The 25,061-nt window shown below is 59.7% G+C and carries 20 protein-coding genes; 9 read left to right on the forward strand and 11 right to left on the reverse strand.

Annotated elements, in window-relative coordinates; translation table 11 throughout:
- Positions 1 to 37 precede the first annotated feature (37 nt).
- On the forward strand, positions 38 to 523 hold the full coding sequence (locus ELE36_RS01685; RefSeq protein WP_129831445.1) for a methylated-DNA--[protein]-cysteine S-methyltransferase: 486 nt from the start codon (positions 38 to 40) through the stop codon (positions 521 to 523).
- Between the two features lie 50 nt (positions 524 to 573).
- Here ELE36_RS01685 and ELE36_RS01690 read toward each other — a convergent pair whose 3' ends face one another.
- The 4 genes from ELE36_RS01690 to ELE36_RS01705 all read right to left on the reverse strand — a co-directional run bounded on the left by ELE36_RS01690 (position 574) and on the right by ELE36_RS01705 (position 5,100).
- Complete coding sequence (locus ELE36_RS01690; RefSeq protein WP_129831446.1) at positions 574 to 1,272, reverse strand: DUF4124 domain-containing protein; 699 nt, start codon at positions 1,270 to 1,272, stop codon at positions 574 to 576.
- 36 nt (positions 1,273 to 1,308) lie between these two features.
- On the reverse strand, positions 1,309 to 1,941 hold the full coding sequence (locus ELE36_RS01695) for a 2-hydroxychromene-2-carboxylate isomerase (protein WP_129831447.1): 633 nt from the start codon (positions 1,939 to 1,941) through the stop codon (positions 1,309 to 1,311).
- Positions 1,942 to 1,970: 29 nt separating this feature from the next.
- Positions 1,971 to 4,385, reverse strand: coding sequence for an acyl-CoA dehydrogenase (locus ELE36_RS01700; RefSeq protein ID WP_129831448.1), 2,415 nt, complete (start codon positions 4,383 to 4,385; stop codon positions 1,971 to 1,973).
- A 166-nt stretch (positions 4,386 to 4,551) separates the two neighbouring features.
- Complete coding sequence (locus ELE36_RS01705; protein WP_129831449.1) at positions 4,552 to 5,100, reverse strand: carboxymuconolactone decarboxylase family protein; 549 nt, start codon at positions 5,098 to 5,100, stop codon at positions 4,552 to 4,554.
- 136 nt (positions 5,101 to 5,236) lie between these two features.
- Here ELE36_RS01705 and ELE36_RS01710 point away from each other — a divergent pair, with 136 nt between their 5' ends.
- Together ELE36_RS01710 and ELE36_RS01715 are read left to right on the forward strand one after the other, a co-directional pair.
- A complete protein-coding gene (locus ELE36_RS01710; RefSeq protein WP_129831450.1) occupies positions 5,237 to 6,136 on the forward strand; it encodes a LysR family transcriptional regulator in 900 nt (299 codons plus the stop codon).
- Positions 6,137 to 6,301: 165 nt separating this feature from the next.
- Entirely contained in the window at positions 6,302 to 7,072 is a 771-nt protein-coding gene (locus tag ELE36_RS01715) for an AMP nucleosidase (protein ID WP_129831451.1), read from the forward strand.
- A 7-nt stretch (positions 7,073 to 7,079) separates the two neighbouring features.
- Here the strand turns inward: ELE36_RS01715 and ELE36_RS01720 are convergent, their stop codons facing one another.
- Together ELE36_RS01720 and grxD are read right to left on the reverse strand one after the other, a co-directional pair.
- Positions 7,080 to 7,418 carry a hypothetical protein gene (locus tag ELE36_RS01720; protein ID WP_129831452.1) on the reverse strand — a complete coding sequence of 113 codons (339 nt, stop codon included), beginning with the start codon at positions 7,416 to 7,418 and terminating at the stop codon, positions 7,080 to 7,082.
- 96 nt (positions 7,419 to 7,514) lie between these two features.
- On the reverse strand, positions 7,515 to 8,438 hold the full coding sequence (gene grxD, locus ELE36_RS01725) for a Grx4 family monothiol glutaredoxin (RefSeq protein ID WP_129831453.1): 924 nt from the start codon (positions 8,436 to 8,438) through the stop codon (positions 7,515 to 7,517).
- Between the two features lie 331 nt (positions 8,439 to 8,769).
- Here grxD and ELE36_RS01730 point away from each other — a divergent pair, with 331 nt between their 5' ends.
- Positions 8,770 to 11,409, forward strand: coding sequence for an Ig-like domain-containing protein (locus tag ELE36_RS01730; protein ID WP_129831454.1), 2,640 nt, complete (start codon positions 8,770 to 8,772; stop codon positions 11,407 to 11,409).
- Between the two features lie 163 nt (positions 11,410 to 11,572).
- Here ELE36_RS01730 and ELE36_RS01735 read toward each other — a convergent pair whose 3' ends face one another.
- From ELE36_RS01735 to ELE36_RS01745, 3 genes are all read right to left on the reverse strand, one after another.
- Positions 11,573 to 12,460 carry a UDP-2,3-diacylglucosamine diphosphatase gene (locus tag ELE36_RS01735; protein WP_129831455.1) on the reverse strand — a complete coding sequence of 296 codons (888 nt, stop codon included), beginning with the start codon at positions 12,458 to 12,460 and terminating at the stop codon, positions 11,573 to 11,575.
- 69 nt (positions 12,461 to 12,529) lie between these two features.
- Positions 12,530 to 13,186 carry an SGNH/GDSL hydrolase family protein gene (locus tag ELE36_RS01740; protein WP_129836549.1) on the reverse strand — a complete coding sequence of 219 codons (657 nt, stop codon included), beginning with the start codon at positions 13,184 to 13,186 and terminating at the stop codon, positions 12,530 to 12,532.
- Positions 13,187 to 13,205: 19 nt separating this feature from the next.
- Entirely contained in the window at positions 13,206 to 14,444 is a 1,239-nt protein-coding gene (locus tag ELE36_RS01745; protein ID WP_129831456.1) for an aminotransferase class I/II-fold pyridoxal phosphate-dependent enzyme, read from the reverse strand.
- Between the two features lie 151 nt (positions 14,445 to 14,595).
- Between ELE36_RS01745 and rsgA the strand changes: the two genes are divergently transcribed.
- The 4 genes from rsgA (at position 14,596) to ELE36_RS01765 (ending at position 20,475) form a co-directional block, all read left to right on the forward strand.
- A complete protein-coding gene (rsgA, locus tag ELE36_RS01750) occupies positions 14,596 to 15,678 on the forward strand; it encodes a ribosome small subunit-dependent GTPase A (protein ID WP_129831457.1) in 1,083 nt (360 codons plus the stop codon).
- A gap of 191 nt (positions 15,679 to 15,869) precedes the next feature.
- Positions 15,870 to 16,688: a hypothetical protein gene (locus ELE36_RS01755; protein ID WP_129831458.1), complete on the forward strand. Its 819-nt coding sequence runs from the start codon at positions 15,870 to 15,872 to the stop codon at positions 16,686 to 16,688.
- A 66-nt stretch (positions 16,689 to 16,754) separates the two neighbouring features.
- Positions 16,755 to 18,053: a peptidase MATCAP family protein gene (locus tag ELE36_RS01760; protein WP_129831459.1), complete on the forward strand. Its 1,299-nt coding sequence runs from the start codon at positions 16,755 to 16,757 to the stop codon at positions 18,051 to 18,053.
- A 115-nt stretch (positions 18,054 to 18,168) separates the two neighbouring features.
- Positions 18,169 to 20,475, forward strand: a complete 2,307-nt coding sequence (locus ELE36_RS01765) for an NADP-dependent malic enzyme (protein ID WP_129831460.1) — start codon at positions 18,169 to 18,171, stop codon at positions 20,473 to 20,475.
- Positions 20,476 to 20,526: 51 nt separating this feature from the next.
- Here the strand turns inward: ELE36_RS01765 and ELE36_RS01770 are convergent, their stop codons facing one another.
- Both ELE36_RS01770 and ELE36_RS01775 read right to left on the reverse strand, forming a co-directional pair.
- Positions 20,527 to 21,573 carry a hypothetical protein gene (locus tag ELE36_RS01770; protein WP_129831461.1) on the reverse strand — a complete coding sequence of 349 codons (1,047 nt, stop codon included), beginning with the start codon at positions 21,571 to 21,573 and terminating at the stop codon, positions 20,527 to 20,529.
- On the reverse strand, positions 21,570 to 22,085 hold the full coding sequence (locus ELE36_RS01775) for a post-PEP-CTERM-1 domain-containing protein (protein ID WP_129831462.1): 516 nt from the start codon (positions 22,083 to 22,085) through the stop codon (positions 21,570 to 21,572). Before ELE36_RS01775 ends, ELE36_RS01770 begins: the two co-directional genes overlap by 4 nt.
- A gap of 226 nt (positions 22,086 to 22,311) precedes the next feature.
- On the opposite strand from ELE36_RS01775, the gene aceE reads away from it, so the two are divergent.
- The gene (gene aceE, locus ELE36_RS01780; protein WP_129831463.1) at positions 22,312 to 24,984 is read left to right on the forward strand and encodes a pyruvate dehydrogenase (acetyl-transferring), homodimeric type; all 2,673 of its coding nucleotides are present in this window, start codon (positions 22,312 to 22,314) and stop codon (positions 24,982 to 24,984) included.
- Positions 24,985 to 25,061: the final 77 nt, after the last annotated feature.

Genomic DNA, 25,061 nt, shown 5'->3' on the forward strand with positions numbered 1-25,061 from the left:
ATACAGTTTTGCTATCGATCGGATTATGGAGACGACAATGTTTTACGATTATCTGGAAACCCCGATCGGGCGATTGTTGCTCGCGGCTGATTCAGAAGGTCTGCGTCATATCGATTTTGCGACGAGCAAATATCCGACCTCGCTCGGTGCCGATTGGCAGCGCGATGCCGCATCGCTGCGTCCGGTGGCGGAACAATTGAACGCGTATTTTTCCGGCGAGCTGCAGGATTTCGCGCTGAGCTTGAGTCCGCGCGGCACGCCGTTTCAGCTCAGCGTGTGGCAAAACCTGTGCGCGATTCCGTACGGCACCACGATCAGTTATGGCGAGCTAGCGCGGCGCGTCGGCAATGCGAAAGCGAGTCGTGCCGTCGGCGCGGCAAATGGCCGCAATCCGATCCCGATCATCGTGCCGTGCCATCGCGTGATCGGCAACGATGGCAGCCTGACCGGATTCGGCGGCGGCATTGATACCAAACGGCAGTTGCTCGCGCTTGAACAAAATCGTAGCGGTTTGTTTGCGTGAAAAAAGGTGGCTCAGCGTCTTTTTCGATGCGATGCGAGCGGCGCAATCGCTCAGCAGCCAGCCAGTTGGTCGCGTAGTTCGCGCTCACGCGCTTCGAGCGCTGGTTGCTCGGCCCTGGCGGCGCGATGCAGGGTGCCGTGATTGCTGTCGTATTGTTCACGCAGGTATTTGCAGGTCTGCGCGATGCTCGCCGGCTGGCAGCTATCTTCAACCCAGGTATAACTCGCACCGATAGAATTGCGTCCACTTGGCGCCGCGATCGGCGGTGATTTTCCGCCAGGCGCGGAATTACCGAGATGCCCGGCGCCGTAAGCTTCTCCCAGACTCAAGCCCGGATAACCGAGCACGCCGAGCGGTACCGCATAACTTTGCGGAACCCAGCTCGTGCTCATGTAACGCTCGCCGTCGTAACGTATGCACATCCATAACGTCGGCAAGGTCCGACGTGGCGGCGAAGCTGCAACTGGGGCAGGCGACGTTTCGACCGCTTCATCGCCGACCGTGTTTTCATCGACAGAACTCGCCACTGGCGGTGGTGGCCGCGCGAGTTGCAACACGGTTTGCTGGTCGATACGAGCGCAGGCATGATCCTGAAATGCAATGATGCCTTGTGGATTTATGCATTTGTATACTTGATCGGCAAATACGCTTGCGCTGAAAATTGCGGTCGCGATCACCGCGAAAAACAAACCACGCACAATCAATCGGCGAGCGCGGGTTTTCGATCGTGGCAGGAAGAAGGAATACATTTGGACTGACTCGTTGTCGCCCCGATCTCTGCCGGCTCAGCGCTTGCGCTCGATGCCGACCGGCAGGGTTTCGATACGACGCATCTCCTCGCTGTCGAAAAGCTGCGGATTGACCAGAAAATCCTCCAGCATCGCGGTCGCATCGTTACCCCAAAACAGCGTGTCGCCGATCGCTACGGTCGGTACGCCGAACACGCCCGCGGCAATTGCCGTTTCGGTATTCGCGCGCAATGTCGACTTCACTGCGGGCGAATCGATGGCCGCAGCGACGTCGTGACAATCGAATCGCGCGGCGACATCAACGAGCGCACTCGCGCTATCACCGATTTTGCCATCGCGCCAGAGGTGATCGAAGATCGCGCGGATCGCATCCCAGCGATTGTCCAGAGCGATGCTCAGGCGCAAGGCGCTGATCGGATTGAACGGATGCGCCGGTGGGAAACGCAGTTCGATGCCGCTGCGTTTTGCCTGCCATTGCACCATGCGATACGTGTGCAATCGTTTGCCCGGAATTTCCGCCGGCCCGATATTGCCGTGATGCGACAGTACCGCGCCGAACAGAATCGGTATCGGTATGATTGGTAAAACAACGCGCAGTCGCTCGATCTGCTTGAGCTGCAGATAGCAAAACGGCGAGACGAAATCGAAATACCAGCGTGCTTTTTGCATCGAATTTCCAAGGACCATTTGAGTCGAGTTCAGTGCAGGGTCTTGAAGACCTGCGGGTCGAAAGAGTCGACCTGGATCACCTCATTGCGCGCATGCTCGGCTTCCTGCAACAAAGCATGTTCAGCTGGCGTGATCACGCCGGCTTTGAGTCCGAGATCGTCGAGCATGTAGCCCGGCGCGCGATCAAGTTTTCCGGCACGCACTGCATCACGCAATTTGGTCTCGATTGGAATCGCGCGCACCGCCTTGTCGAGTGCGGCTTCGAGCGCGCCGAGCCCGGCTTCGTCGGGGCCGGGTACATAAATATCCTGGGTCAGGTTGAGCCGGGTTTCGCGATCTTCGAGCAGCTCGCGCGCGACTCTTGCGCCGAGCGTATCGGACGGCGGACGAAAGCGTGCACCCAGCGGAAAGATCAGCGCGCGCAGCAAGATCGCGGCAGGTTTGGTCGGCAGGTTTTCGATCACGCCGAGCAGCGCTTCCTGCACGCGATACAGACACAGTTCGGTGGCCCAGCGCACGAGGCTGTAATTGGCCGTGGTCTTGGCCTCGTCGTGATACCGCTTGAGTGTGCTCGACGCGAGATACATGTAGGCGAGCGCGTCGGCGAGCCGGCCGGAGATTTTTTCGCGGCGTTTCAACGAGCCGCCGAGCGTGCCCATCGCGGTATCCGAGATCAGCGCAAACGCTGCCGAGAAGCGCGATAGATGCTGGTAATAACTCGCGGTATCTTCGGTGCGTGGCGCAGCCGCAAGTCGGCTGCCGCTGAACGCGAGCAGCAACGAACGTGTGGCATTGCGTACCGCAAAATTGATGTGACCGAACAACGCGACATCGAAACTTTTCAGATCGTTTTCGGCGATGCTCTTGATTTCGATCTGCACAAACGGATGGCAGCGGATCGCGCCCTGGCCGTAAATGATCATCGAGCGCGTGAGGATATTCGCGCCTTCCACAGTGATGCCGATCGGCACCGCGTCCCATGCGCGCGCGAGCGAATTGCGCGGGCCGCGCTGGATCGCCGCACCGGCGCGGATGTCCATCGCATCACTCACGACCGAGCGCATGCCTTCGGTAAGGTAAGCCTTGGCGATTGAGCCGATCACCGCGGGTTTTTCGCCAGCGTCAAGCGCGCCGCAGGTCAGGTTGCGCGTTGCAGTCATCAGGTAGGTGAGGCCGGCCATGCGCGCGAGCGGTTCCTCGATGCCTTCGAAACGGCCGATCGGCGTGTCGAATTGTTCGCGCACGGTGGCGTAGGCGCCGCAGATGCGTGTCGACATTTGCGCGGCGCCGACCGACAACGCCGGCAATGAAATTGAACGTCCCGCGGCGAGGCATTCCATCAGCATGCGCCAACCCTGGCCGATGCCGGCGCTGCCGCCGATCACGACATCCAGCGGCACGAAAACATCGTGCCCGACGATCGGCCCGTTCATGAACGGCACGCCCATCGGATCATGGCGCTGGCCGATTTCCACGCCTGGCGTGTTCGCCGCAATCAGTGCGCAAGTGATGCCGAGATCTTCAGTGTCACCGAGCAGCTTGTTTGGGTCTTTGATGCGGAACGCGAGGCCGACCAAAGTCGCCACGGGCGCGAGCGTGATGTAGCGTTTTTTCCAGTTCAGGCGCAGGCCGATGATTTCTTTTCCGTCGTAGATTCCGCGCTCGATCACGCCTTCGGATTGGGTCGCGGCGGCGTCCGATCCGGCTTCGGCGCCGGTCAGGCCGAAGCACGGAATTTCATCGCCATTGGCGAGGCGCGGCAGATAATATTTTTTCTGTTCGTCGGTGCCGTAATGCATCAGCAATTCACCGGGGCCGAGCGAATTCGGCACCATGATCGTCACCGCCGCGGCGACCGATCGGCTGGAAATCTTGGTCACCACGCGCGAATGTGCCAGCGCGGAAAATCCATGTCCGCCGAACTCTTTCGGAATGATCATGCCAAAGAATTTCTGCTGCTTGATGTAGGCCCAGATTTCAGGCGGCAGATCGCGTTGTTGCTGGATTTCCCAATCGTCGAGACGACGACAAAGCTCTTCGGTCGGCCCGTCGAGAAAGGCCTGCTCATCGGCATTGAGCTTCGGCGGCACGAAGTCGAGCAGAGTATTCCATTGCGGACGACCCGAAAACAATTCGCCATCCCACCACACCGTGCCGGCTTCGAGCGCGATGCGTTCGGTATCACCGAGTCGCGGCAACACCTTGGCCATGATTTTCATCGCGGTACCCGAGATTAGCGCACGCCGCAGCGGCGGCAGGCCGAACAACAGCGCGAGTGCCAACAGCACGATTACGCTGACGATAAATAACGTCGGCGACGTCACGCCGATCATACGCCAGCCGATCAGCCAGATGCCTGCGGCGGCGACCCAGGCGAGGAAGCCGCGTCCGAGAAACAGCAGGATCAGCGCAACAACAATGGCGATTACGGCGGTCAGCAGCATGTGTTATCTCGATAGTCGTTCGACCTGCATATAATGCGCTAACCAGAGCCAAAAAATCCGGCAAGACGATCTGCGGATTTCAGTGCCATTGGGTAATTTCAGCCGATCACAATGAACGAGGCCGAGCGTTTGCGTCCGGCCTCCTTATTGGCTTGTGCCCGATTAATCAAGCCGCGATTCTGGCGTGCACCTTGGGGAAGTCGATATCGGTCTGGGCGACGTTGTTGATATAGTTGGTCAACACATTCAGTGCCACCGTCACCACAATTTCGATGATGCTGGCGTCGTCGAATCCGGCGACGCGCAACGTCGCCAGATCAGCATCGTCAACATGTCCACGAGTTTCGGCGACGCGCTGGGCGAAGTGCAACGCGGCGTCGGCGCGTGTATCTGACGCGTGACCAGAGCGTGCCGAGTCGATCTCGTCGTTGCCTAGCTTGGCAACATTGCGGGCCAGATAGTCGTGTGCTGACAGGCAATAATCGCAACCATTGTATTCGGCCACGGTCAGAGCGATGGACTCACGCAGCTGCACATTGAGTTTGCCCTTGGCGAGCGCGCCGTTGAGCGACAGATAACCTTCGAGCGCGACCGGACTTTGCCCGACCAGTTTCATGAGATTGGGCACGACACCCAGCTGCTGTTGTACCGCGGCCAGCAACGGTTTGCTGGCCGCTAGCGATTGTTCGATGGTTGGAATGCTGATACGTGGCATGAGAAAATCCTTTGGGTTCGTGGCTCGGGCATGGCCCGGATTCGCCAGGGCTGCGGCGACCAACGAAAGCATAATCAAGCCGCACCGCACATAGAATTGCCTTGAAATGCAAAACACTATTCCGTAAATTGGAATAATGGACCGGTTTCATCTGCTCAACATTTTTGTCGCCGTGGTCGATAACAACGGTTTTTCCGGCGCTGCGCGCAAGCTCAATATTTCGCCGCCGGCAACGACACGAGCGGTCAACGAACTCGAAAATCATCTGGGATTGCGCTTGCTCATACGCACCACGCGGATTGTGCGCGTGACCGAAGCCGGGGCGCGTTATGCGGATGATTGTCGGCGCATTCTCGGCGAACTCGCGCAGGCCGATGCCTCGGCGAGCGGCATGCATGGCGCGCCGCGTGGACGACTTGTGCTTACCGCACCGGTGCTGTTCGGCAATCAGTTCGTCACCGCTATCGTCACCGAATATCTGCGGCGTTATCCTGATGTCAGCGCTACGTGTTTGTTTCTCGATCGGGTCGTCAACATGCTCGACGAGGGCGTGGATGTGGCGGTGCGGATCGGCGAGCTGCCGGACTCATCGATGCAGGCGATACGTGTCGGCCAGGTGCGTCGTGTTATCTGCGGCGCGCCGGCGTATTTCAAGAAACATGGCGTGCCGAAGACGCCTGAAGATCTGCCTAGGCACAGCATCATTTCGGCCAATAGCGTGACGCCGACACCGGAGTGGCGATTGGTAAAAAATGGCGCGGCGCACATCGTCAAACTGCAACCGCGGCTGAGCACATCGACCAACGCCGCGGCCGCGACTGCCGCAATAAACGGGTTTGGTCTTACGCAGCTTTTGTCGTATCAAGTGGCGGAATATTTGCGCGCTGGCAAGCTCAAAGTCGTACTCGAAAAATTCGAACCCGTGGCACTGCCGGTGCATGTGGTGCATCGCGAAGGGCGCCATGCGACGAAGACGGTTCGCGCATTTCTGGATTTGATCATTGAGCGCTTGCGCGCTGATCCGGCGTTACGTTGATTCGTGGTTGCTGTCCTGTGCAGATACGCGCGCCGGAAGCATGCTGTGCGATGTATTTCGCAGCCATCGCGTAATTTTTGGCAGAATGTAAAATGGCAAGCTTTATCGCGGGATTTTGTGAGACGTTTTTAATGCAATGTTCAAGCTGATGGGAAGGGAGAGATAATGCGCGACAAGCAAGAGATCGTCAGAAACTGGCTGCCACGTTACACCGGCACGCCGCTGGAAAATTTCGGCAAATATATCCTGTTGACGAATTTCCAGAACTATGTGGAATGGTTTGCGCAGGCGCATAACGTCGAGGTGCAAGGGCGCGACAAGGCGATGCCCAACGCGCACGCAGATGGCCTGAGCATCATCAACTTCAGCATGGGCAGCGCGAATGCGGCGACGATCATGGACCTGCTTTCCGCAGTCGCGCCGAAAGCGGTTTTGTTCCTTGGCAAATGCGGCGGCCTGAAGAAAAAGAATCAGCTCGGCGATTTGATCTTGCCGATCGCCGCGGTGCGCGGCGAAGGTACATCGAACGATTATTTTCCGGCGGAAGTTCCGGCGCTGCCGGCGTTCACCTTGCAGCGTGCGGTGTCATCGACGATCCGCGATTTCGGCAAGGACTATTGGACTGGCACGGTCTACACCACCAACCGTCGCGTCTGGGAGCATGACGAGGCGTTCAAGTCCTACCTGCGTCGCACGCGCTGCATGGCGATCGACATGGAGACCGCGACGATCTTCATCACCGCGTTTGCGAATCGCATTCCGGCCGGCGCGTTATTGCTGGTCAGCGATCAGCCGATGGTGCCGGAAGGCGTGAAAACGGCCGAGAGCGATCGCATCGTCACGTCGCAGTTCGTTGAATTGCAGATACGCATTGGCATCGACGCGCTGAAGGAAATTCGCGACGAAGGCAAATCGGTCAAGCACCTGCATTTTTGAGACGGAATCAGTTCGGGCGTTTGGCATTCGGATCCAGCGCCCAGTCGAACGCCAGATAGATCACGGTCGGGGGCTTGCCGGCCTCGAACCGTACGCGGCAATCGAAAGCGGTTTTGTATTCGCTCGACAGCCCCGCATCGAACGCGATCTTGGAGGCAACATGCACCACCTTGTCGTTGTCCGTGGTGAGGTTGTTTCGCATATCGGCAGCATCGAGCGCGTACGACTTGCCGCTCAGCTTGGCGTTGACCGCCTGTGTACAAACATCGACCGCCTGTTGCTCGGGGCTTCCACCACAGCCACCCAACACCAGCAGAACCGGCAACACCCAGAACATGGAGCGCATAGCTATCTCCCTCCGTTCATCGCAATTGGCGAGCTCCCCGACAGGGCCGGCTCGTGGGCCGGTTTTCTCTGTCGGAATAAGTATAGCGCCGCGCGATCAATAACGCGGTAAAGATGGATCGATTTCGTTGGACCACGCATCGATGCCGCCTTCGACATTAAACACGTGGCGAAAACCTTGTTCGCGGAAATATTCGGCAGCGTTGCGGCTGGAGTTGCCGTGATGGCAGAGGAACGCCAACGGCGTGTCTTTGTCGAGCGCAAGCAGGCGCGCTTCGCTGGATTCGTCCAGCACCTGCGCCGCGGCAAACGGCGCGAGCGCACGATCCTGCGGCGGCCGCACGTCGATCACGGTGATCGCATTTTTATCGAGACGATTCTTCAACGCCGCGACGCTGAGTTTGTGCACCGGCTGCGGCGCATTCGGATTGTCGATCGACAGCCCCGAACCCTGCACGGTTTCGACCCAGTCGATCACGATGTTTTTTGCGCGTGCCGCACTTGCCAGATCAAACAGTACGTCGATGCCGTTGGCATACACTGCGATCTCGCTACCACTGGCCGGCTCCAGACTGAAGCGTGGTTGAAAACGCGCGTCGATATGCAAATGCAGCGCGGCGTCTGCAGCGTCGCCCATGCCGTTGCGGATCGCATCCGCAGCCGCGTCGGTAATGGTGATTGTCGGTGGCGTGCGGTCCGGTTCGGGCAAGCCGAACAAGCTGTGCAACTGGCCGGCGCCGTACATTGATTGCACGATATCCGCGCCGCCGATCAACTCGCGTTTGACATACAACTGCGGGATGGTGGGCCAGTTGCCGTATTCCTTGATGCCCTGGCGAATCTCTTCATCGGCCAGCACATTTACCGTGTGGTAATCGGGCAGCAGTTCGTTCAGCACGCCGATCGTGGCCGCAGAAAATCCGCATTGCGGCGCCTGGCGAGTGCCTTTCATGAAAAGCACGACGGGATGCTGGTGCAGCAGTTCGTCGATACGGTCGTGGGCGGATTGGGCTGTGTTCATGGCGGTGAGTGATATCGGTGAAGGAGCGTCTATCTTATCGTGGATCGCGTGATTCGCGGCGCGCCACGACGTTTGCGTATGCATCATTCAAGCGCGTCGAATGGCTATGTGACGTGAAATGCGAAAGTAGCCATCGCTGATATTTGCTTAACTTTTCATCTAAAATCCGTTACAAGTCACGAGTCGCGAGATTGCCCAACGGCAATCAGGTGGGCGCGAGCATGTGATTGTGCGTGAGGGGATGCGCGAATACGTGGCAACGAATCTGCAATAACCTCGAAAAAATTTTAACGCCGGGTCCGTTTTCGGGCCGCGCCAAAGGAGTGCAATCATGCGTCGATCATTGCTGGCAATGAGTATTTCCACCGTGCTGTTGTCCTCGGTGTATGCACAACAGGTGCAGCCCGATCCGAATCAGCCACCACCGCTGAGCGGCAATGCCAGCGTCCCGATGACGTATGTCGGCAGCGACGGTCGTATCTCGCTCGGCGTGAACGACAAGGGCGATGTACAAGGCGAGGCGCTCGGCGTCTTCGGCGACAACGGCCAGCGCGCGTGGATCGGCCAGTTCTGGCTCGGCCAAGGCGGCGCCGGCGGTATTCAGATCGATTACAACTGGCTCTGGGGCAAGACGCGTCAGGACAGCATCGATGCGCCGGATTCGGTGGTCGTGGCAAAAAGTTTTCTCGCTGTCGATCAGAACCAGTGGCACGACCGCAAGGCCACGCTCGGCATCGGCGCGGAAAAACAGGATCTGTTCCTGACCGGCTACGTGATGGGCGCGCTGACCGGCCAGCGTTTCGTCAACAGCAGCACGAGTTCGGTAGTCAATAATTTGTCCGGCAGCGACGGCACCGGCAACTACACGCAGACGCAAACCATCACCACGTTGATCGATTATTTCGAGCGCCCGTACAACTACGGCGTGGGTTTGCGCGGCGGTAAATATTTCGACGAAGGCTCGTTGCGTCTGCATGGTGGCCTGGATTACGAGAAGGGCCATATCGGCGCCGACCAGGCCACGCTGTCGCTGGGTGCGGACAAATATATCGCCGATACCGGTTTCAGTTTTTCGCTGCTTGGCGAGCACCTGAAAAAATCCGGCCCGTTCGAGACCGACAAATCCGACGATCGCGGCTGGCTGTTCGTGCGCTACGATTTCGGTCACGAAAGTGCGTTCCGCGCGCGTGAACCGTTCAAGATGGTGCAGGTCGAGAAGCAGGTGCCGACCCAAGCGCCGCCAGCCGCACCACAAGTGATTCGCAACGACGTGCGCCTCGATACCGATGCGTATTTCGGCTTCGACCAATCTACGCTGCATCCGGATACCGTGCGCGAGCTCGACAGCATGATCGCCAAGCTCAAGTCTGCAGCGCGTGTGAGCAAGGTCACGGTCACCGGCCACACCTGCAACATCGGCACCGCCGACTACAACCAGAAACTTTCGGTGCGCCGTGCTGCCGCGGTGCGCGCCTATCTGATCCAGCATGGCATCGCCGCGGACGAAATCGAAGCGCGTGGCGAAGGTCTGAGCAATCCGAAATATCCGAACGACAACGAGGCCAGCCGACGCAAGAATCGTCGCGTCGATGTCGAATTTCTGACCATCGAAGAAACGATCGTTCCCGCCGTGCCGGTGCCCGCAACCGAGAGCAAAACCGAATGGGTCAAGGAGCCGGTGAAGATGCCGGCGGCATGGATCGAGCGCGCCTTGCGCAATCCGGCCGATCACAAACGCACCGTCGATGTGTACAAGATCCAGCAGCAAACCGTCAGTACCGCGCTCGGCCCGAAAGTGTATGCGCCGAAACCGCCGGTTGCGCTGGACGACAACGGTGTGCTCAATAGTTGCGCGCCGGTGATCGTTGCGGTGCTTGCCAACGACAGCGATCCGCAGGGACAAACCTTGACCGTCACGAGTGTCGGCAACGCTGGCTACGGCAAGGCGACGATCAACGCCGGTGGTACCGTCACCTACACGCCGAATGCGGCAACCGGTGCCGTGGCATGTACCGTGCCGCCAGCCGGACAAGGCGACAGTTTCAGCTACACGATCAAGGACACTGCGGGCCTCAGCGCCACGGCCACCGTGCATCTTGCACCGGGTCCAGTCACGATCACGCCGCCGGTCGCCGCCGACGATAGCGCCACGACGCCGCAGAATGTCGCGGTGAATATCAACGTGCTCGCCAACGACAGCGATCCGAACAGCTATCCGCTCAGCGTCGCCACGGTGACCGCGCCCGCGCACGGCACGGCCAGCATCAACGCCGACAACACCATCGCGTACACGCCCGCACTCGATTATTCCGGCGCCGATACGTTTACCTACAGCATCAGCGATGGCCATGGCGGCACGGCCACGGCAAAGGTTTCGGTAACGGTGACACCAACAGTCGTGGTCAATCATCCGCCGGTCGCCAACGACGATAGCGCGAGCACGCGCGGCACCGCGCCGGTGAACATCAGCGTGTTGTCGAACGACACCGATCAGGATGGCAACACGCTCAGCGTGGCCAGCGTCACCAGCCCCGCGCACGGCAGCGCGTTGATCAATGCCGATGGCAGCGTGCGTTACCAAGCGCAGGCGAATTTCTTCGGCAGCGATACCTTCAACTACAGCGTCAGCGATGGTCACGGCGGCAGCGCCAGCGCCAAGGTGACGGTCACGGTGATCCCGGATCTGCCGCCGCTCGCCGGTGATTTCTCGACGCGCGTGCTGAAGGGCTCGGTCACCGATATCGATGTGTTGTCGCACGCCTCCGACCCATACAGTCTGCCGCTGTCGGTCATCGCCGTCGATCATAACGGCCCGCTCGGTGCAATCGTCACGATCAACCAGAACGGCACCGTGCGCTATCAGCACCTGCACGGCACGCAGGGCTACGACACGTTCACCTATACCGTTTCGGATGGTCACGGCAATACCGCAACGGCAACCGTGACGGTGTTTGTCGCGGAAATTCTCTAGGTCGATATTTATCAGCTGCGATGGCGTCGTATCGCCATCGCAGCTGCGTACCAACTGGAAAAACTCAGGCTGAATCGCGATTGGTTTTTCAGTCCGCCGAAATTAAACGCGCACTCGGCGTGGAGTCATAGCTCGACTTGATTCGAGTAACTCCGCCGACAATTCATGCTGCTGCTTTTTCGCTGCCATGCGCTGCAAAATTCGATTCATTCTGTTGTGCGATCAGCGCGCCAAGATCCAATCCTGCCAACGCCATCGCGGCGGCAGGCAACGGCACAAATTCTGAGCGACTGGTGCGCGCGAGACTGCCGCGGCGTTCGCTCCAGTGGATCAGTTCCAGCGTGCCGTCGAAATGCTCGACCAGCGCGGTGCAATGTTCGACCCAGTCGCCGTCGTTGAGGTACAAAACGCCATCGACTTCACGCATGCTGCCGAAGTGGATATGGCCGCAGATCAAACCATCGACACCGGCTTCGCGTGCAGCATCCGCGGCAAGTTGTTCGTACTGGCGGATGTAATTCAGCGCACGCCCGATGCGCGACTTGGTGATGATCGATAGCGGCAGGTATGGCAGTTTGAAGTATTTGCGCCACGCGTTGAAACGGCGATTGATCCAGCACAACAGGCGATACGCATCTTCGCCGAGATGGATTAGCCACGGCTTGCCGATGCCGGATTGATCAAATTCGTCGCCATGACAAACCCGAAAACGCCGCCCGTCGGCGGTATGGTGGATCGCATTCAGGCGCACATCGATCGCGCCGATTTTCTGGCCGCATAGGCCGCGCATCGGTGCATCGTGATTGCCGGGGATGTAGGTAACCTGAGTTCCGCGCGCAGCGATGGCGAGAAATTCCGCGAGCACCGCGCCGTGTTCAACCGGCCAATACGGACGTTTCTCCAGCGCTTCCAGATCGATGATGTCGCCGACCAGATACAGCTGCTGCGCTTCGGTATGGCGCAGGAAATCCATCAGGTAAGCCGATTTGCAATCGACCGTACCCAGATGAATATCGGAAATGAAAATACTGCGAAAGCGCAAACGCGACATGGCAGCGGCCTCGCGGGAATCCGGACGTAGCCTAGCGCCCGCGCATCACCGTCAGATGTCGGTTGCTTGTCAGTGCGATGACAGCGCGGCGCGTGCTTCGGGCAAAACCTGCGCGGCCCACTGCGCATACATTGCCGCCGATGGATGCAGACCGTCTTCGGTCAACATCTCGGCGCGCGCGCCGCCCGCGCGCGACACGTTTGCGATATCCACGTAACGCACATGCTGGGCGGTCGAGACATCGCGATTGATCGCATTGTAGGCATCCAGTTCGCGTGCAATTTGTTGTGTATCGCGCCCGCTTTTTTGGCCGAACGCGGTCACGCCCCAATCGGGAATCGAGACGACGATAACGTGTTGTGGCAGATCGCCGGCGAGATGAATCGCCCGCTGCAGCAAGGCCGAAAATTCGACGCGATAATTTCCCGTATCGCGACCGCGATATTGATTGTTGACGCCGATCAGCAGCGTGACCAGCGCATACGGCGGATGCAGTGTGGCACCATCCATCGCGGAGGATAATTCGTCGGTGGTCCAGCCGGTTTTGGCGATGATCTGCGGCGACTCGATAAGGATGCCTTGCGTGCGCAACTTTGCCGCGAGCTGCATCGGCCAGCGGTCGGTTTCGGCCACACCTTCGCCGATCGTATAGGAATCGCCGAGCGCGAGAAAACGCGGCGATGCATCGGGTGCGGCCTTGTCAGACCCAGTCGTTGCGCCGAGCATCGTTGCGCCGAGGATCAACTCAAGCCACATGCCGCGCAGGTTCCGCGCCACGCGCGAGTTGCCGTTCGATCCGCGAAAACACATCGCGAAGTTCAGCCGGTTGCGGCAGCAAGGTGATGCGGAAATGCTGGCGCGTGCCGAGATTGAAACTCGAACCCGGCACGATCAGCACGCTTTCCTGTTCCAGCAACTGCAGCGCAAATTGCTCGTCGTCGAAGCCCGGCAGCAGCGCCCGGTCGATCGCCGGAAACGCATACAACGCACCTTGCGGCGCGACCACGTTGAGGAAACAGCTGCTCGCGACGCTGTCCAGCACCGCACGGCGTGCTTCATGCAGGCGACCGCCGGATGCAGTGAGCGCGGCCGAGGTATCCGGCCCGGTCAGCGCGGGTTCGATCGCCCATTGCCCAGCGACGTTCGCGCACAGCCGTAGCGCCGCGAGCAGGTCGAGCGCGTGATGCAGGTCGCCGGTGCGTGCCCGTGCGCCGGAAAGGCTGAGCCAGCCGATGCGGTAACCGCAGGCGCGATGCAGCTTCGACAAGCCGCTGAAACTCAGGCACGGCACGGCACCGGCCAGCGGCGCGAGCGGCACGAATTCGGCATCGTCGTAGGTGATCGTGTCGTAGATTTCATCGGCCAGCAGCACCAGCCGATGACGCTCGGCGATACGCACGAGTTGGCTCAGCAGCTCGCGTGAATAAACCGCGCCAGTCGGGTTGTTGGGGTTGATGACAACGAGCGCTCGAGTGCGCGGCGTGATTAGTTTTTCGATTTCTTCAGGATCAGGAAAGTGCGCATTTTCGGCGCTGCACGAGTAATACACAGGCGTGCCGCCGTTGAGCAGGGTCGCCGCGCTCCACAGCGGATAGTCCGGGCTTGGCAGCAGCACTTCATCGCCGGGATTTAATAGCGCGCGCAACGAAATATCGATCAGCTCGCTGACGCCGTTGCCGATGAAAATGCGCTCGACGCTGCTATCGGTTACGCCGCGTGATCTTTGCTGCGCGGCAATGATTTCGCGTGCGTGGCTCAAACCCTGCTGGTGGCAATACGCTTCGCTGCGATCCAGATTGGCGGCGACCGCATCGCGCAAATGTTGTGGCACGCGAAAACCGAACAGACCTGGATTGCCGATATTGAGCTTGTAGATGCTGCGGCCTTCGGCCTCCAGCTCCAGTGCACGATGGGCGAGGCTGCCACGAATTTCATAACGCACATGATTGAGGCGGGAACTGGTTGCAACGGGGGTGGTAGACATGGCGGGACGATCGGCAAGGTCGGTTGAAAAACGCATGCTAGCGCAAGCGGCGCCCAACACAAACTGTGCGATCGCTGCGCGACCAAGCGGATAAAGCAGCGCTGCCGCATTCAGGCGTGGCGCTGCCGAGCCGCGAAGGGCAGAATGGCGCATGCAGATTTCACCGGAACAACTCGTCCAGCTCGGCGCGATCGGCTGGCGCACAGAAACGCTTTTGCCCGCCGATACGGTCGGCAAACTCGTGCGCGTGATTGCTCAGCATCGCAACGGTTATCGCGTGCACGATGGTGTGGAGGAGTTCGGCGCGCAGCCGGCGCCACGGTTTCTCAAGCGTGATGCCGATCCGCAGATCCGCCCCGCCGTCGGCGATTTTGTATTGCTCGCGCCGCTTGGCCCGGCGCTGATTGAAACCGTGTTGCCGCGTCGCAGCCTGCTCACGCGTGCTGCGGCTGGCGAGCGTTATCAGCGCCAGTCGATTGCCGCGAATGTCGATAGCGTGATCGTGCTGATGGGCCTGGATGGTGATTTCAATCCGCGCCGCATCGAGCGTTATCTGCTGTTGATCGAAGGCAGCGGCGCGTTGCCGGTGATCGCATTGAGCAAGCAGGATCTGCTCAGCGCAGACAATTGCGCCGCCGCCATCGCCGCGATGCACGAAGTGGTGCCACCGCAAACGCCGGTGTTTGCGATCAATGCCAAGGACGAAAAAAGCGTGGCCGTGTTGCTGCCGTTTCTCGGTCTCGGCGCATCGGTGGTGCTGGTCGGATCGTCGGGCGCGGGCAAATCCACCCTGACCAATACCTTGATCGGTCATCAGCGCCAAGCTACCGGCGAAGTCCGTGAGCATGACAGTCGTGGTCGCCACACCACCACCCATCGCGCGCTGATCCAGCTGCCGAGCGGTGGTTGCCTGATCGATACGCCAGGCATGCGCGAGCTGAAACTCACCGGCGAAGAAGACCTCGCCGCCGCGAGTTTTGCCGACATCGATGCTCTCGCGCAGACCTGTCGTTTCAGCGACTGCGCGCACGCCGCCGAGCCGGGTTGCGCGATCCTCGCCGCGCTGGCGTCCGGCGAACTCGACCAAGGGCGTTGGGATAGCTACATCAAGCTGCGCGACGAGCGCGATGCCGCCAGCGACAGCCTCGAAGCCCAGCTCAAGCGCAAGGCCGAAGGCCGCGTGCCGGGCAAGGCGCTGAACAAACGCACGGCGGAGAAGTACGGACGGAGCTAGCGCGATATCGAAGCGAAGCTCGGCTTTATCACTGCCCACAAGCGCTGGATCCTGCATTCGCGAGGATGAGGTTCAACGTAGGTTGACGCGCGTAAATGCGATTCTTGTGGGTGCCGCGCACATTTGGTACTTGGTCGCGCGCCGGATTTCTGTTAATTTTAAGTTGTAGGGCTGTGCCTAGGCGTATTTGCATGTTGATGTCAGTCAAAAATATGATGTTCATCGCTCTGGCATGCGTCAGCGCCAGTGCGTTTGCGCAGGTCGATACGCGCGCCGGTGCGCTGGTCGCTGTCAGCCCGATTGTGATGCCGCAGTCCAGCAACCCTGTGCTGCACGACCAGACCAGCAATGCGGTGCCGCCGCTCGGCGCTTCTGCGCAGCAATTGCTCGCCACGCCGGGTACGCTGGATACGCAAGCCGCCGACGATATCGTGATCACCGATGCGTCCGGCTGGTCGATCACCCAGATCAATTTTGTTGTTGCCACGGATAACGGCAAGAATCCGGCAGCGCAGGCCGCCAGCGTAAATATCGTCGCCGACGGCAACGGCCTGCCGAACGACAAGGTGCTGTTCTGTCAGGCTAACAACGTCGTGCCGACTTTCAATACGTCCGGCAACGTCATGAGCGTCATATTTCCGACCGTATGCAAATTGCCGGCCGGACATTATTGGGTGGAGTTGCAAGCGCTCAGTAACTTCAGCGTGAATGGCAATTTTGTGTGGGAAGCACGCACCACGCAGTCGGATAGCCCGGCGGTTTGGCGCAATCCCGGCGGACATTTTCCGGGCGGCCCGGCATGCCCGAGCTGGGCCACCCTCGCCAACTGCCAGATTGCCGGAAATTTCGTTGGCCATGTCGTCGCGCCCGATTTGTTGTTCCAGGTTCTGGGTGCGCGTATCGAAGCCGATCCACCTGCCTTGCCGGCACTTTCGCTGTGGTCCGTACTTGTGTTGAGCGGATTATTGGCGCTGTTCGCTGGCTTGCCGATGCTGCGCACGCCGCGCTGATCCTGAACCTCCTGGCGCGATGTGCCCGAACTTGCCAGACCGCATGGGTCAGGGCAGGATTGGCGCATGGACATAGCCGCTACCGGCAACACGGATTCCACCTATTACGCCACGCTTGACCGGCGCCTCGTCGCCGCGGTCAAAGGTATTCACCTGCTCGCTTCGGTGAGCTGGCCGGCCGCCGCGCAACAGCAATTTCTGCAGGACTGGCGACGCGGTAATGCAAGCTTGCCGAGCATCGTTTATACGACGCATGACTACAGCGCCACGCGCGCCGAGCTGGCGAGTATCCACACTGCTTGCGATGCGCAACATCCGCTCGGCGATTATCTGCGACGCACGATTTCGTCCTGGCGCATCGCCACCGAGTTGCTGGAAAATCTTGGGTCAGCGAAGGTCACGGACTACTCGATCCGCCTGTACGGCAAGCCCGGCGATGCGTTGCCCGGCAGCGAGGTCAACAACGTCGATGCAGCGCGGCATTTCATTTCGGTCGCACACGAACTCGGCGAAGGCGATCTGATCGATCAGGCCGAATATCATCTCAGCGCCGAACAGGTGCAGGCGACGCTGCAAAAGCAGATCGATGCGTTTTTCGTGCATCACAAGATCAGCGTGGTGGTTGATCCCGATCTCGTATCGAAGGCCGCTGCCGGACCGACCCGGATTCGCTTGCGTTCCGCCACGGAGTTTTCCGAATACGACGTACACCAGTTGCTCGAACACGAAGCCTTTGTGCATTCGCTGACCGCGCTGAATGGTCGCGAACAGCCGGTGCTAAGCAGCCTCGCGCGCAACTCGCCGCGCATCACCGCCACGCAGGAAGGCCTGGCCACGTTCGCCGAACTCATCACCGGGCAGATCGATATCGAACGCATGCAGCGCATCTCGTTGCGCATCGTCGCGATCGACATGGCCTTGCGCGGCGCCGACTTCATCGAAGTGTTCAAGTTCTTTCTCGGCGAAGGCCAGAGCGAGCAGGATGGGTTCAGTTCGGCGATGCGCGTGTTTCGCGGTGTGCCGCTGACCGGCGGCGCCGCGTTCACCAAGGACACGGTATATCTGCACGGTTTGCTTTCGGTGCATACCTATTTCCGGCTCGCGTTGAAACATCGACGTTTCCACGTTTGCCGCAATCTGTTTGCCGGCAAGATGACCTTGATGGATGCGTTGCGGCTCGAACCGTTTTTCGAAGACGGCACGATCAAGGCGCCGCTGTACGTGCCGCACTGGCTCAGTCGCGCGCGCGGGCTGGCCGGGCAACTGGCGTTTTCGTTGTTTGCCAATCGCATCCGCATGGATCGTGTCGAGCAGGAATTTCTCGCGCGTCGCGGCAATCTCGCCGAAACCGCCGAAGAGGCATAAACACGCTGTGTTATAGTCGTTCGCGGCGCGTTGAAGCCTGATTTATCGCCGCTTCCGTGCCCGTCATCGTTATCCCCGGACGCCGCCCGGCGTCTCAGCCACACAGCGTCTGCCCATGGCCACTGCCGAAGAACTCAAACAAGCTGCTCTCGAATATCATCGTCGTGCGCCAGCCGGAAAAATCAAGGTCGCGCCGACCAAATCGTTGGTGACACAACGCGATCTGTCGCTCGCTTATTCGCCCGGCGTCGCCGCCGCGTGCGAAGCGATTGTCGAAGATCCGAGCCAGGTTTCCAGCCTCACCGCGCGCGGCAATCTGGTCGCAGTTATCACCAACGGCACGGCCGTGCTTGGACTTGGTGCGATCGGTCCGCTCGCCGCCAAACCGGTGATGGAAGGCAAGGGCGTCCTGTTCCAGAAATTCGCTGGCATCGATGTGTTCGACATCGAGATCAACGAGCTCGATCCCGACAAACTGGTCGACATCATCGCCTCGCTCGAACCGACTTTCGGCGGCATCAATCTCGAAGACATCAAGGCGCCGGAATGTTTTTACGTCGAGCGCAAGTTGCGCGAGCGCGTCAAGATCCCGGTGTTCCATGACGACCAGCACGGCACTGCGATTATCGTCGGTGCGGCGATCACGAATGCGTTGTACGTCGTCGGCAAAAAAATCGAGGACGTCAAACTCGTGGTGTCCGGCGCCGGTGCGGCCGGCCTCGCGTGCCTGGACATGCTGGTGCAGCTCGGCGCGCGTTACGAAAATATTCTGGTCTCGGATAAATGCGGCGTGGTCTACACCGGCCGCGTCGAGGAAATGGACGACAACAAGGTGCGTTACGCGCGCGAAACCTCGGCGCGAACGCTCGGTGAAATCATCGATGGCGCGGATATTTTTCTCGGTCTTTCCGCACCGGGTGTTTTGACCCAGGACATGGTCAAGCGCATGGCGGCGAGTCCGATCATTCTCGCGCTGGCCAATCCGACGCCGGAGATTTTGCCCGAGCTCGTCAAGGAAGTTCGCCCCGACGCGATCATGGCGACCGGACGTTCGGACTACCCGAACCAGGTCAACAACGTCTTGTGTTTCCCATACATTTTTCGCGGTGCCCTGGATGTCGGCGCGACCACGGTCAACGAGGCGATGAAGATCGCCTGCGTGCGTGCGATCGCCGAACTCGCGCGGCGCGAAATGTCGGATGTCGCGGCGCGTGCTTACGGCGGCAAAAGTCTGTCGTTCGGCCCGGAATATCTGATCCCGCAACCGTTCGATCCGCGCCTGCTGGTTTCGCTGGCGCCGGCCGTGGCGAAAGCCGCGATGGACTCCGGCGTGGCGACACGACCGATCGCCGATCTCGAAGCGTACCGCGAGCGTCTGAGCCAGTTTGTATTCCGCACCGGGTTTGTCATGAAGCCGGTATTCGAGCACGCCAAGGAAGATCCGAAGCGCGTGGTCTATGGCGAAGGCGAGGAAGAAATCGTGCTGCGCGCGGTGCAGACCGTTGTCGACGAAGGCCTCGCCCGACCGATCCTGATCGGACGTCCGGCGGTGATCGAGCGGCGCATCCAGCGCATCGGTCTGCGTATTCGTCCTGGTATCGATTTCGAACTCTGCAACATCGATGACGATCCGCGTTTCCACGACTACGCGACGCAATACCATCGCATGATGGAGCGCCGCGGTGTCACCCCGCAAATGGCCAAGGCGTTCGTGCGTTCGCGCTCGAGTGTGGTCGCCGCGCTGATGGTCGAGCGTGGTGAAGCCGATGCGGTGATCTGCGGCGTGGTCGGTCGTTATCACCAGAAACTGCGTTATATCCGCGACGTGTTCGGTCTCGATCCCGACGTCAACGAACCCGCCGCGATGTGCATCGTTGCCGGCGACAAGGGCGTGTTCTTTTTCGTCGATACGCATGTGCAATGCGATCCGTGCGCCGAGCAGATTGCCACGGCGACCTTGCAGGCGGCGCTGCGTATGAAACTGTTCGGCATTCCGCCGAAAGTTGCGCTGTTGTCGCACTCGAATTTCGGCAGCCACGATGATGCTTCCGCGCGCAAGATGCGCCGTGTGCTGGAGATCCTGCGCGAGCGCGATCCCGATCTCGAAGTCGAAGGCGAGATGCATGCCGACACCGCGCTCAACGAAGAAATTCGCACACGCCTGTTCCCGAATTCGCGCCTCAGCGGTCGCGCCAACCTGTTTGTGTTTCCGAATCTGGACTCGGCCAACATCGCCTACAACATGGTGCGCGAACTCACCGAGGGCGTGGTGATCGGGCCGATCCTCATGGGCGTGGCGAAACCCGCACATGTGCTGACATCGTCATCGACGGTGCGCCGAGTGATCAACATGACCGCGATTGCGTGCGTCGAGGCACAGCTGCGCAACGGTCCGACGCAAGTGGCAGCCGAGACGATTTAATCGAAGCTATCTGTTTTGCTCGCGCGACGCTGTCGTCGCCGCGCTGACGCATCAAATGGCGTCGAAACTGTCGGCAAAAATCGTGTCGCGTGGACGCACCTGCCAGCCGATGTCCTTGAGCAGCGAGTAGGTCAAATCAGTGTTGTTGAACACACCGGATTGCAGCACCGGCTCCATCAACAAATTCGGGCTTACCGCTGCGCTCGAAAAGTGCGACACACTTGAACCGGGTTGTACCGTAGCCGGTGCAAACATCCGCATATGCCCGCCGTTGGTGCCCGCACTAGTCGGCGCAAATGTCGCGAGATCGGCGGTGACATTGGCACCGAGCCAGACCAGATTCGGATCGCTGGTGACACCCGCCGCGCGTTGCGCATTTGTCATGTCTTTCCAGAGCAGGCCGGTGTTGGTGGATGAGGCGAGGAAATACGTCCAGATATCGGGGATGCCCGCACTGCTCAGGCTACCCTGCGGTTGGCCCGAGCCGCAGCCGGATGCGTCCGTGCACACCAGTGTGAGGAAACCGAGCCCGTGGCCGAGTTCGTGCAGCACCGTGGGGTACAGGCCGAAGGTACCTGAAGGAATCGGCGTTGCCGGATTCACGCCGTAATAAAATCGCGTGCCGGCGGCAATACAGCCGTTGTCGATGCTGCTGTTGAAGCTGGCTTGGATGTCCGCGGCGCCGGAATTTCCGTCGGCACCGAGTAGCGATTCGGCCAATGCCTCAGCATAAAACGTATTGGCGTGGCCACTTGGCGGCGTCGGCACTAGCGTGATGAAACTTGTCGGTCCAGCTTCGCCGAGCACGCCGCTACCGCTGCTACACGGCAATGAATCGAAGCTCGCGATTATGCGAATGATCAGATTACTTTTCAGCAGCGCACCCCATTCGCGCGCGACCGCTTGAAACAGATACAGCCGCTGCGCGCCGAGAGTCGTGCCCGGATTACCACCTTCGGGCGTCTTGGGCGTGGTGTCGTTAAAACCCACACCCGCCATATCGTTGTTGATGATGACGATCACCGCGGCGTTCGCATTTGCGCCGAGCAATGCAAAAGATAACAGCATCAGTGGCGCCAGCAACCGACGCAGATTCATGGCGATTTCTCCCCATTCGTTTTTATCGGATCGCCGAGCTTGATCGTCGCGGGGTTTGCCGCAGCACTCGGCGCGCAGATTTCATCATAGCTGCCGTCGGCATTTAAACGCACCGAACTGCGCATCATGATTTGGCCGTTGGTATGCAACACGACGGTGCCATCCGCCTTGGTTTCCACGGTCATCTTGGAATAATCGGGGCGCGGCAACTGTGCGTTTGTTGCCTCGATCTGCTGCGCTTGCGCCGCATTTGCGGGATCGTCGCGCAGTTCGTGCGTTCGCGGATCGATGATCACGCGCAGTCCGGCGCTGATAGTCGGTGCTGAATCGGTCGGGCCGGCATCGAGTCCGCTGTCGAACCGACGATGCAGCGCGGTGATTTTTTTCGTAGCTGATTCTGCCGCGGCTGTAATTAAGGCGGAAGATGCGGGAATCCCATCGCTTGGCGCATTCGATTGCGCGGCAGCCGCGAGTGGCAAAACCATCAGGCAAAAAGTCAGTTTGAGTAACATGATTTATCTCCGCAGTGCGTAGACGCAGCATAACCGCGCAACAATAACCAAGGTGTGAAGTGGGTGGCGATCCGGCATGCCGTGACGCCGCGCGCAACCGCAGTAATTTCTACCCGATGACGGCGGTGGCTGGCTATAATCGTTGGACAATACGATCACATAATCCGTCGCCGCAGCGGGCCTGCGGTCTGGCATGCAACACGCCACGAGGCAGTAGAGACAACGCATGAATATTCTTCAAGACATACTCAACCAAGATCTCGATCCGGTCGAGACCCAGGAGTGGATCGATGCGCTGAACGCCGTGATCGGCGTCGATGGCGCCGAACGCGCGCATTACCTGCTTGAGCGCATGGTCGATGCAACGCGCCGTGCCGGCGGCCATCTGCCGTTTATGCCGACCACCGAATACGTCAACACCATTCCGACTTCGGCTGAGCCGCATTCTCCGGGCGACGCGGCGATCGAATGGCGGATCCGTTCGATCCTGCGCTGGAACGCGCTCGCCACAGTCGTGCGCGCGAATCGCAAGCCCGGCGAGCTCGGCGGCCACATCGCCAGTTTCGCGTCGAGCGCCACGCTTTACGACGTCGGTTTCAATCATTTCTTCCATGCTCCTGACGAAACCCATCCGGGCGACCTGCTATACGTGCAAGGACATTCGAGCCCCGGCATTTATGCGCGCGCGTTTCTCGAAGGCCGCATCAGCGAAGAGCAACTCGACAACTTCCGCATGGAAACCGGCGGCAAGGGTTTGTCGTCGTATCCGCATCCGTGGCTGATGCCGGAATTCTGGCAAACCCCGACCGTATCGATGGGCCTCGGCCCGATCAGTGCGATCTACCAAGCGCGCTTCTGGAAATATCTGGAAGGCCGCAAGCTCATGCCCGAATCCAACCGCAAGGTTTGGTGTTTCATGGGCGACGGTGAAACCGACGAGCCCGAGTCGCTCGGCGCGATCACACTCGGCGGACGCGAGAAACTCGACAACCTGGTGTTCGTGATCAACTGCAACTTGCAGCGTCTCGACGGCCCGGTGCGCGGCAACGGCAAGATCATCCAGGAACTCGAAGGTGCGTTCCGCGGCGCGGGCTGGAACGTCGTCAAAGTAGTCTGGGGTAGCTACTGGGATCCACTGCTCGCGCGCGATACCAAAGGCGTTTTGCGCAAGCTCATGATGGAAACGCTCGACGGCGAGTATCAGAACTGCAAGGCGTTTGGCGGCGCGTATACACGCGAACATTTCTTCGGCAAATATCCCGAAACCGCCGAGATGGTGGCAAACCTCAGCGACGAGGATATCTGGCGCCTGAATCGCGGCGGCCACGATCCGCACAAGGTGTATGCGGCCTACGCCGAAGCCATGGCGCACAAGGGCCAGCCGACCGTGATCCTGGCGAAAACCGTCAAGGGTTATGGCATGGGCCTAGCCGGTGAATCGCTGAATCCAACGCACAACCAGAAGAAGATGGATACCGCCGCGGTCAAGGCGTTCCGCGATCGTTTTGCGATTCCGGTACCCGACGACAAGCTCGACGACGTGCCGTATTACCACCCGGGCGTGGATTCGCCCGAGGTCAAATACATGCTCGAAAAACGCAAGGCGCTCGGCGGTTTTCTGCCACACCGACGCACCAAGAGCGAATCCTTGCCGACACCGGATCTCGCGTTTTTTGAGCAGGTCACCAAGAGCACCGGCGAGCGCGAAATCTCGACCACGATGGCGTTTGTGCGCGCGCTCAATCTGACCTTGCGCGACAAGATCATCGCGCCGCGCATCGTGCCAATCGTCGCCGATGAGGCACGCACATTCGGCATGGAAGGCATGTTCCGCCAGATCGGCATCTATGCGCCGTTCGGCCAGAAGTACAAGCCGGTCGATGCCGATCAACTGATGTATTACCGTGAGGATCAAACCGGGCAGGTACTGCAGGAAGGCATCACCGAAGCAGGCGCGATGGGCAGCTGGCTGGCTGCGGCGACGAGCTACAGCACCAACAATCTGCCGATGTTGCCGGTGTTCATTTTCTACTCGATGTTCGGCATGCAGCGCATCGGTGACCTGTGCTGGCTCGCCGGCGACATGCGCGCACGCGGTTTCCTGATCGGCGGCACTGCCGGTCGCACGACGTTGAACGGCGAAGGCTTGCAGCACGAAGACGGCCATTCGCATCTGCTTGCGGGCGCGATTCCGAACTGTCGCAGCTATGATCCGACCTTCGCCTACGAAGTGGCCGTGATCATGCAGGACGGCATGCGTCGCATGCTCACGGAGCAGGAAGATTGCTTCTACTACGTTACCGTGATGAACGAAAATTACGCGCATCCGGAAATGCCGGCTGGCGCCGAGGAAGGCATCGTCAAGGGCATGTATCTGTTCAAGGACGGTGGCAAGGCCAAGCTCAAGGCGCAACTGCTCGGTTCGGGCACGATTCTGCGCGAGGCGATTTTCGCGGCCGAATTGCTCGAGAAGGATTTCGGCGTGAAGTGCGATATCTGGAGCTGCCCGAGTTTCAACGCACTGCGTCGAGACGGCTTCGATGCAGAACGCGACAATCGTCTGCATCCTGAAGCGAAAAAACCGCGCAAGGCGTATGTCACGGAATGCCTGGAAGGTCGTCAGGGTCCGGCGATTGCAGCCACCGATTATGTGCGCAATTACGCCGACCAGATTCGCGCGTTCGTGCCGCAGAAATACACCGTGCTCGGCACCGATGGATTTGGTCGTTCCGATACACGCGCCAATCTGCGGCGCTTCTTCGAGGTGGATCGTTTCTACATCGCACACGCCACGATTGCGGCGCTGGCCGATGAAGGCAAATTGACCAAGGCGGATGTCAGCAAGGCGATCAAGCTGTACGGCATCGATCCGGAAAAGGCCAACCCGATCGGCGTGTGATTTTTTTCAGCGCATAAAAAAACGGCGGCCCGGATCACGAGCCGCCGTTTCTGTTTTCAGACTTGCGTTGCGAAAGA

This window comes from Pseudolysobacter antarcticus, assembly GCF_004168365.1.
Classification (GTDB): domain Bacteria; phylum Pseudomonadota; class Gammaproteobacteria; order Xanthomonadales; family Rhodanobacteraceae; genus Pseudolysobacter; species Pseudolysobacter antarcticus.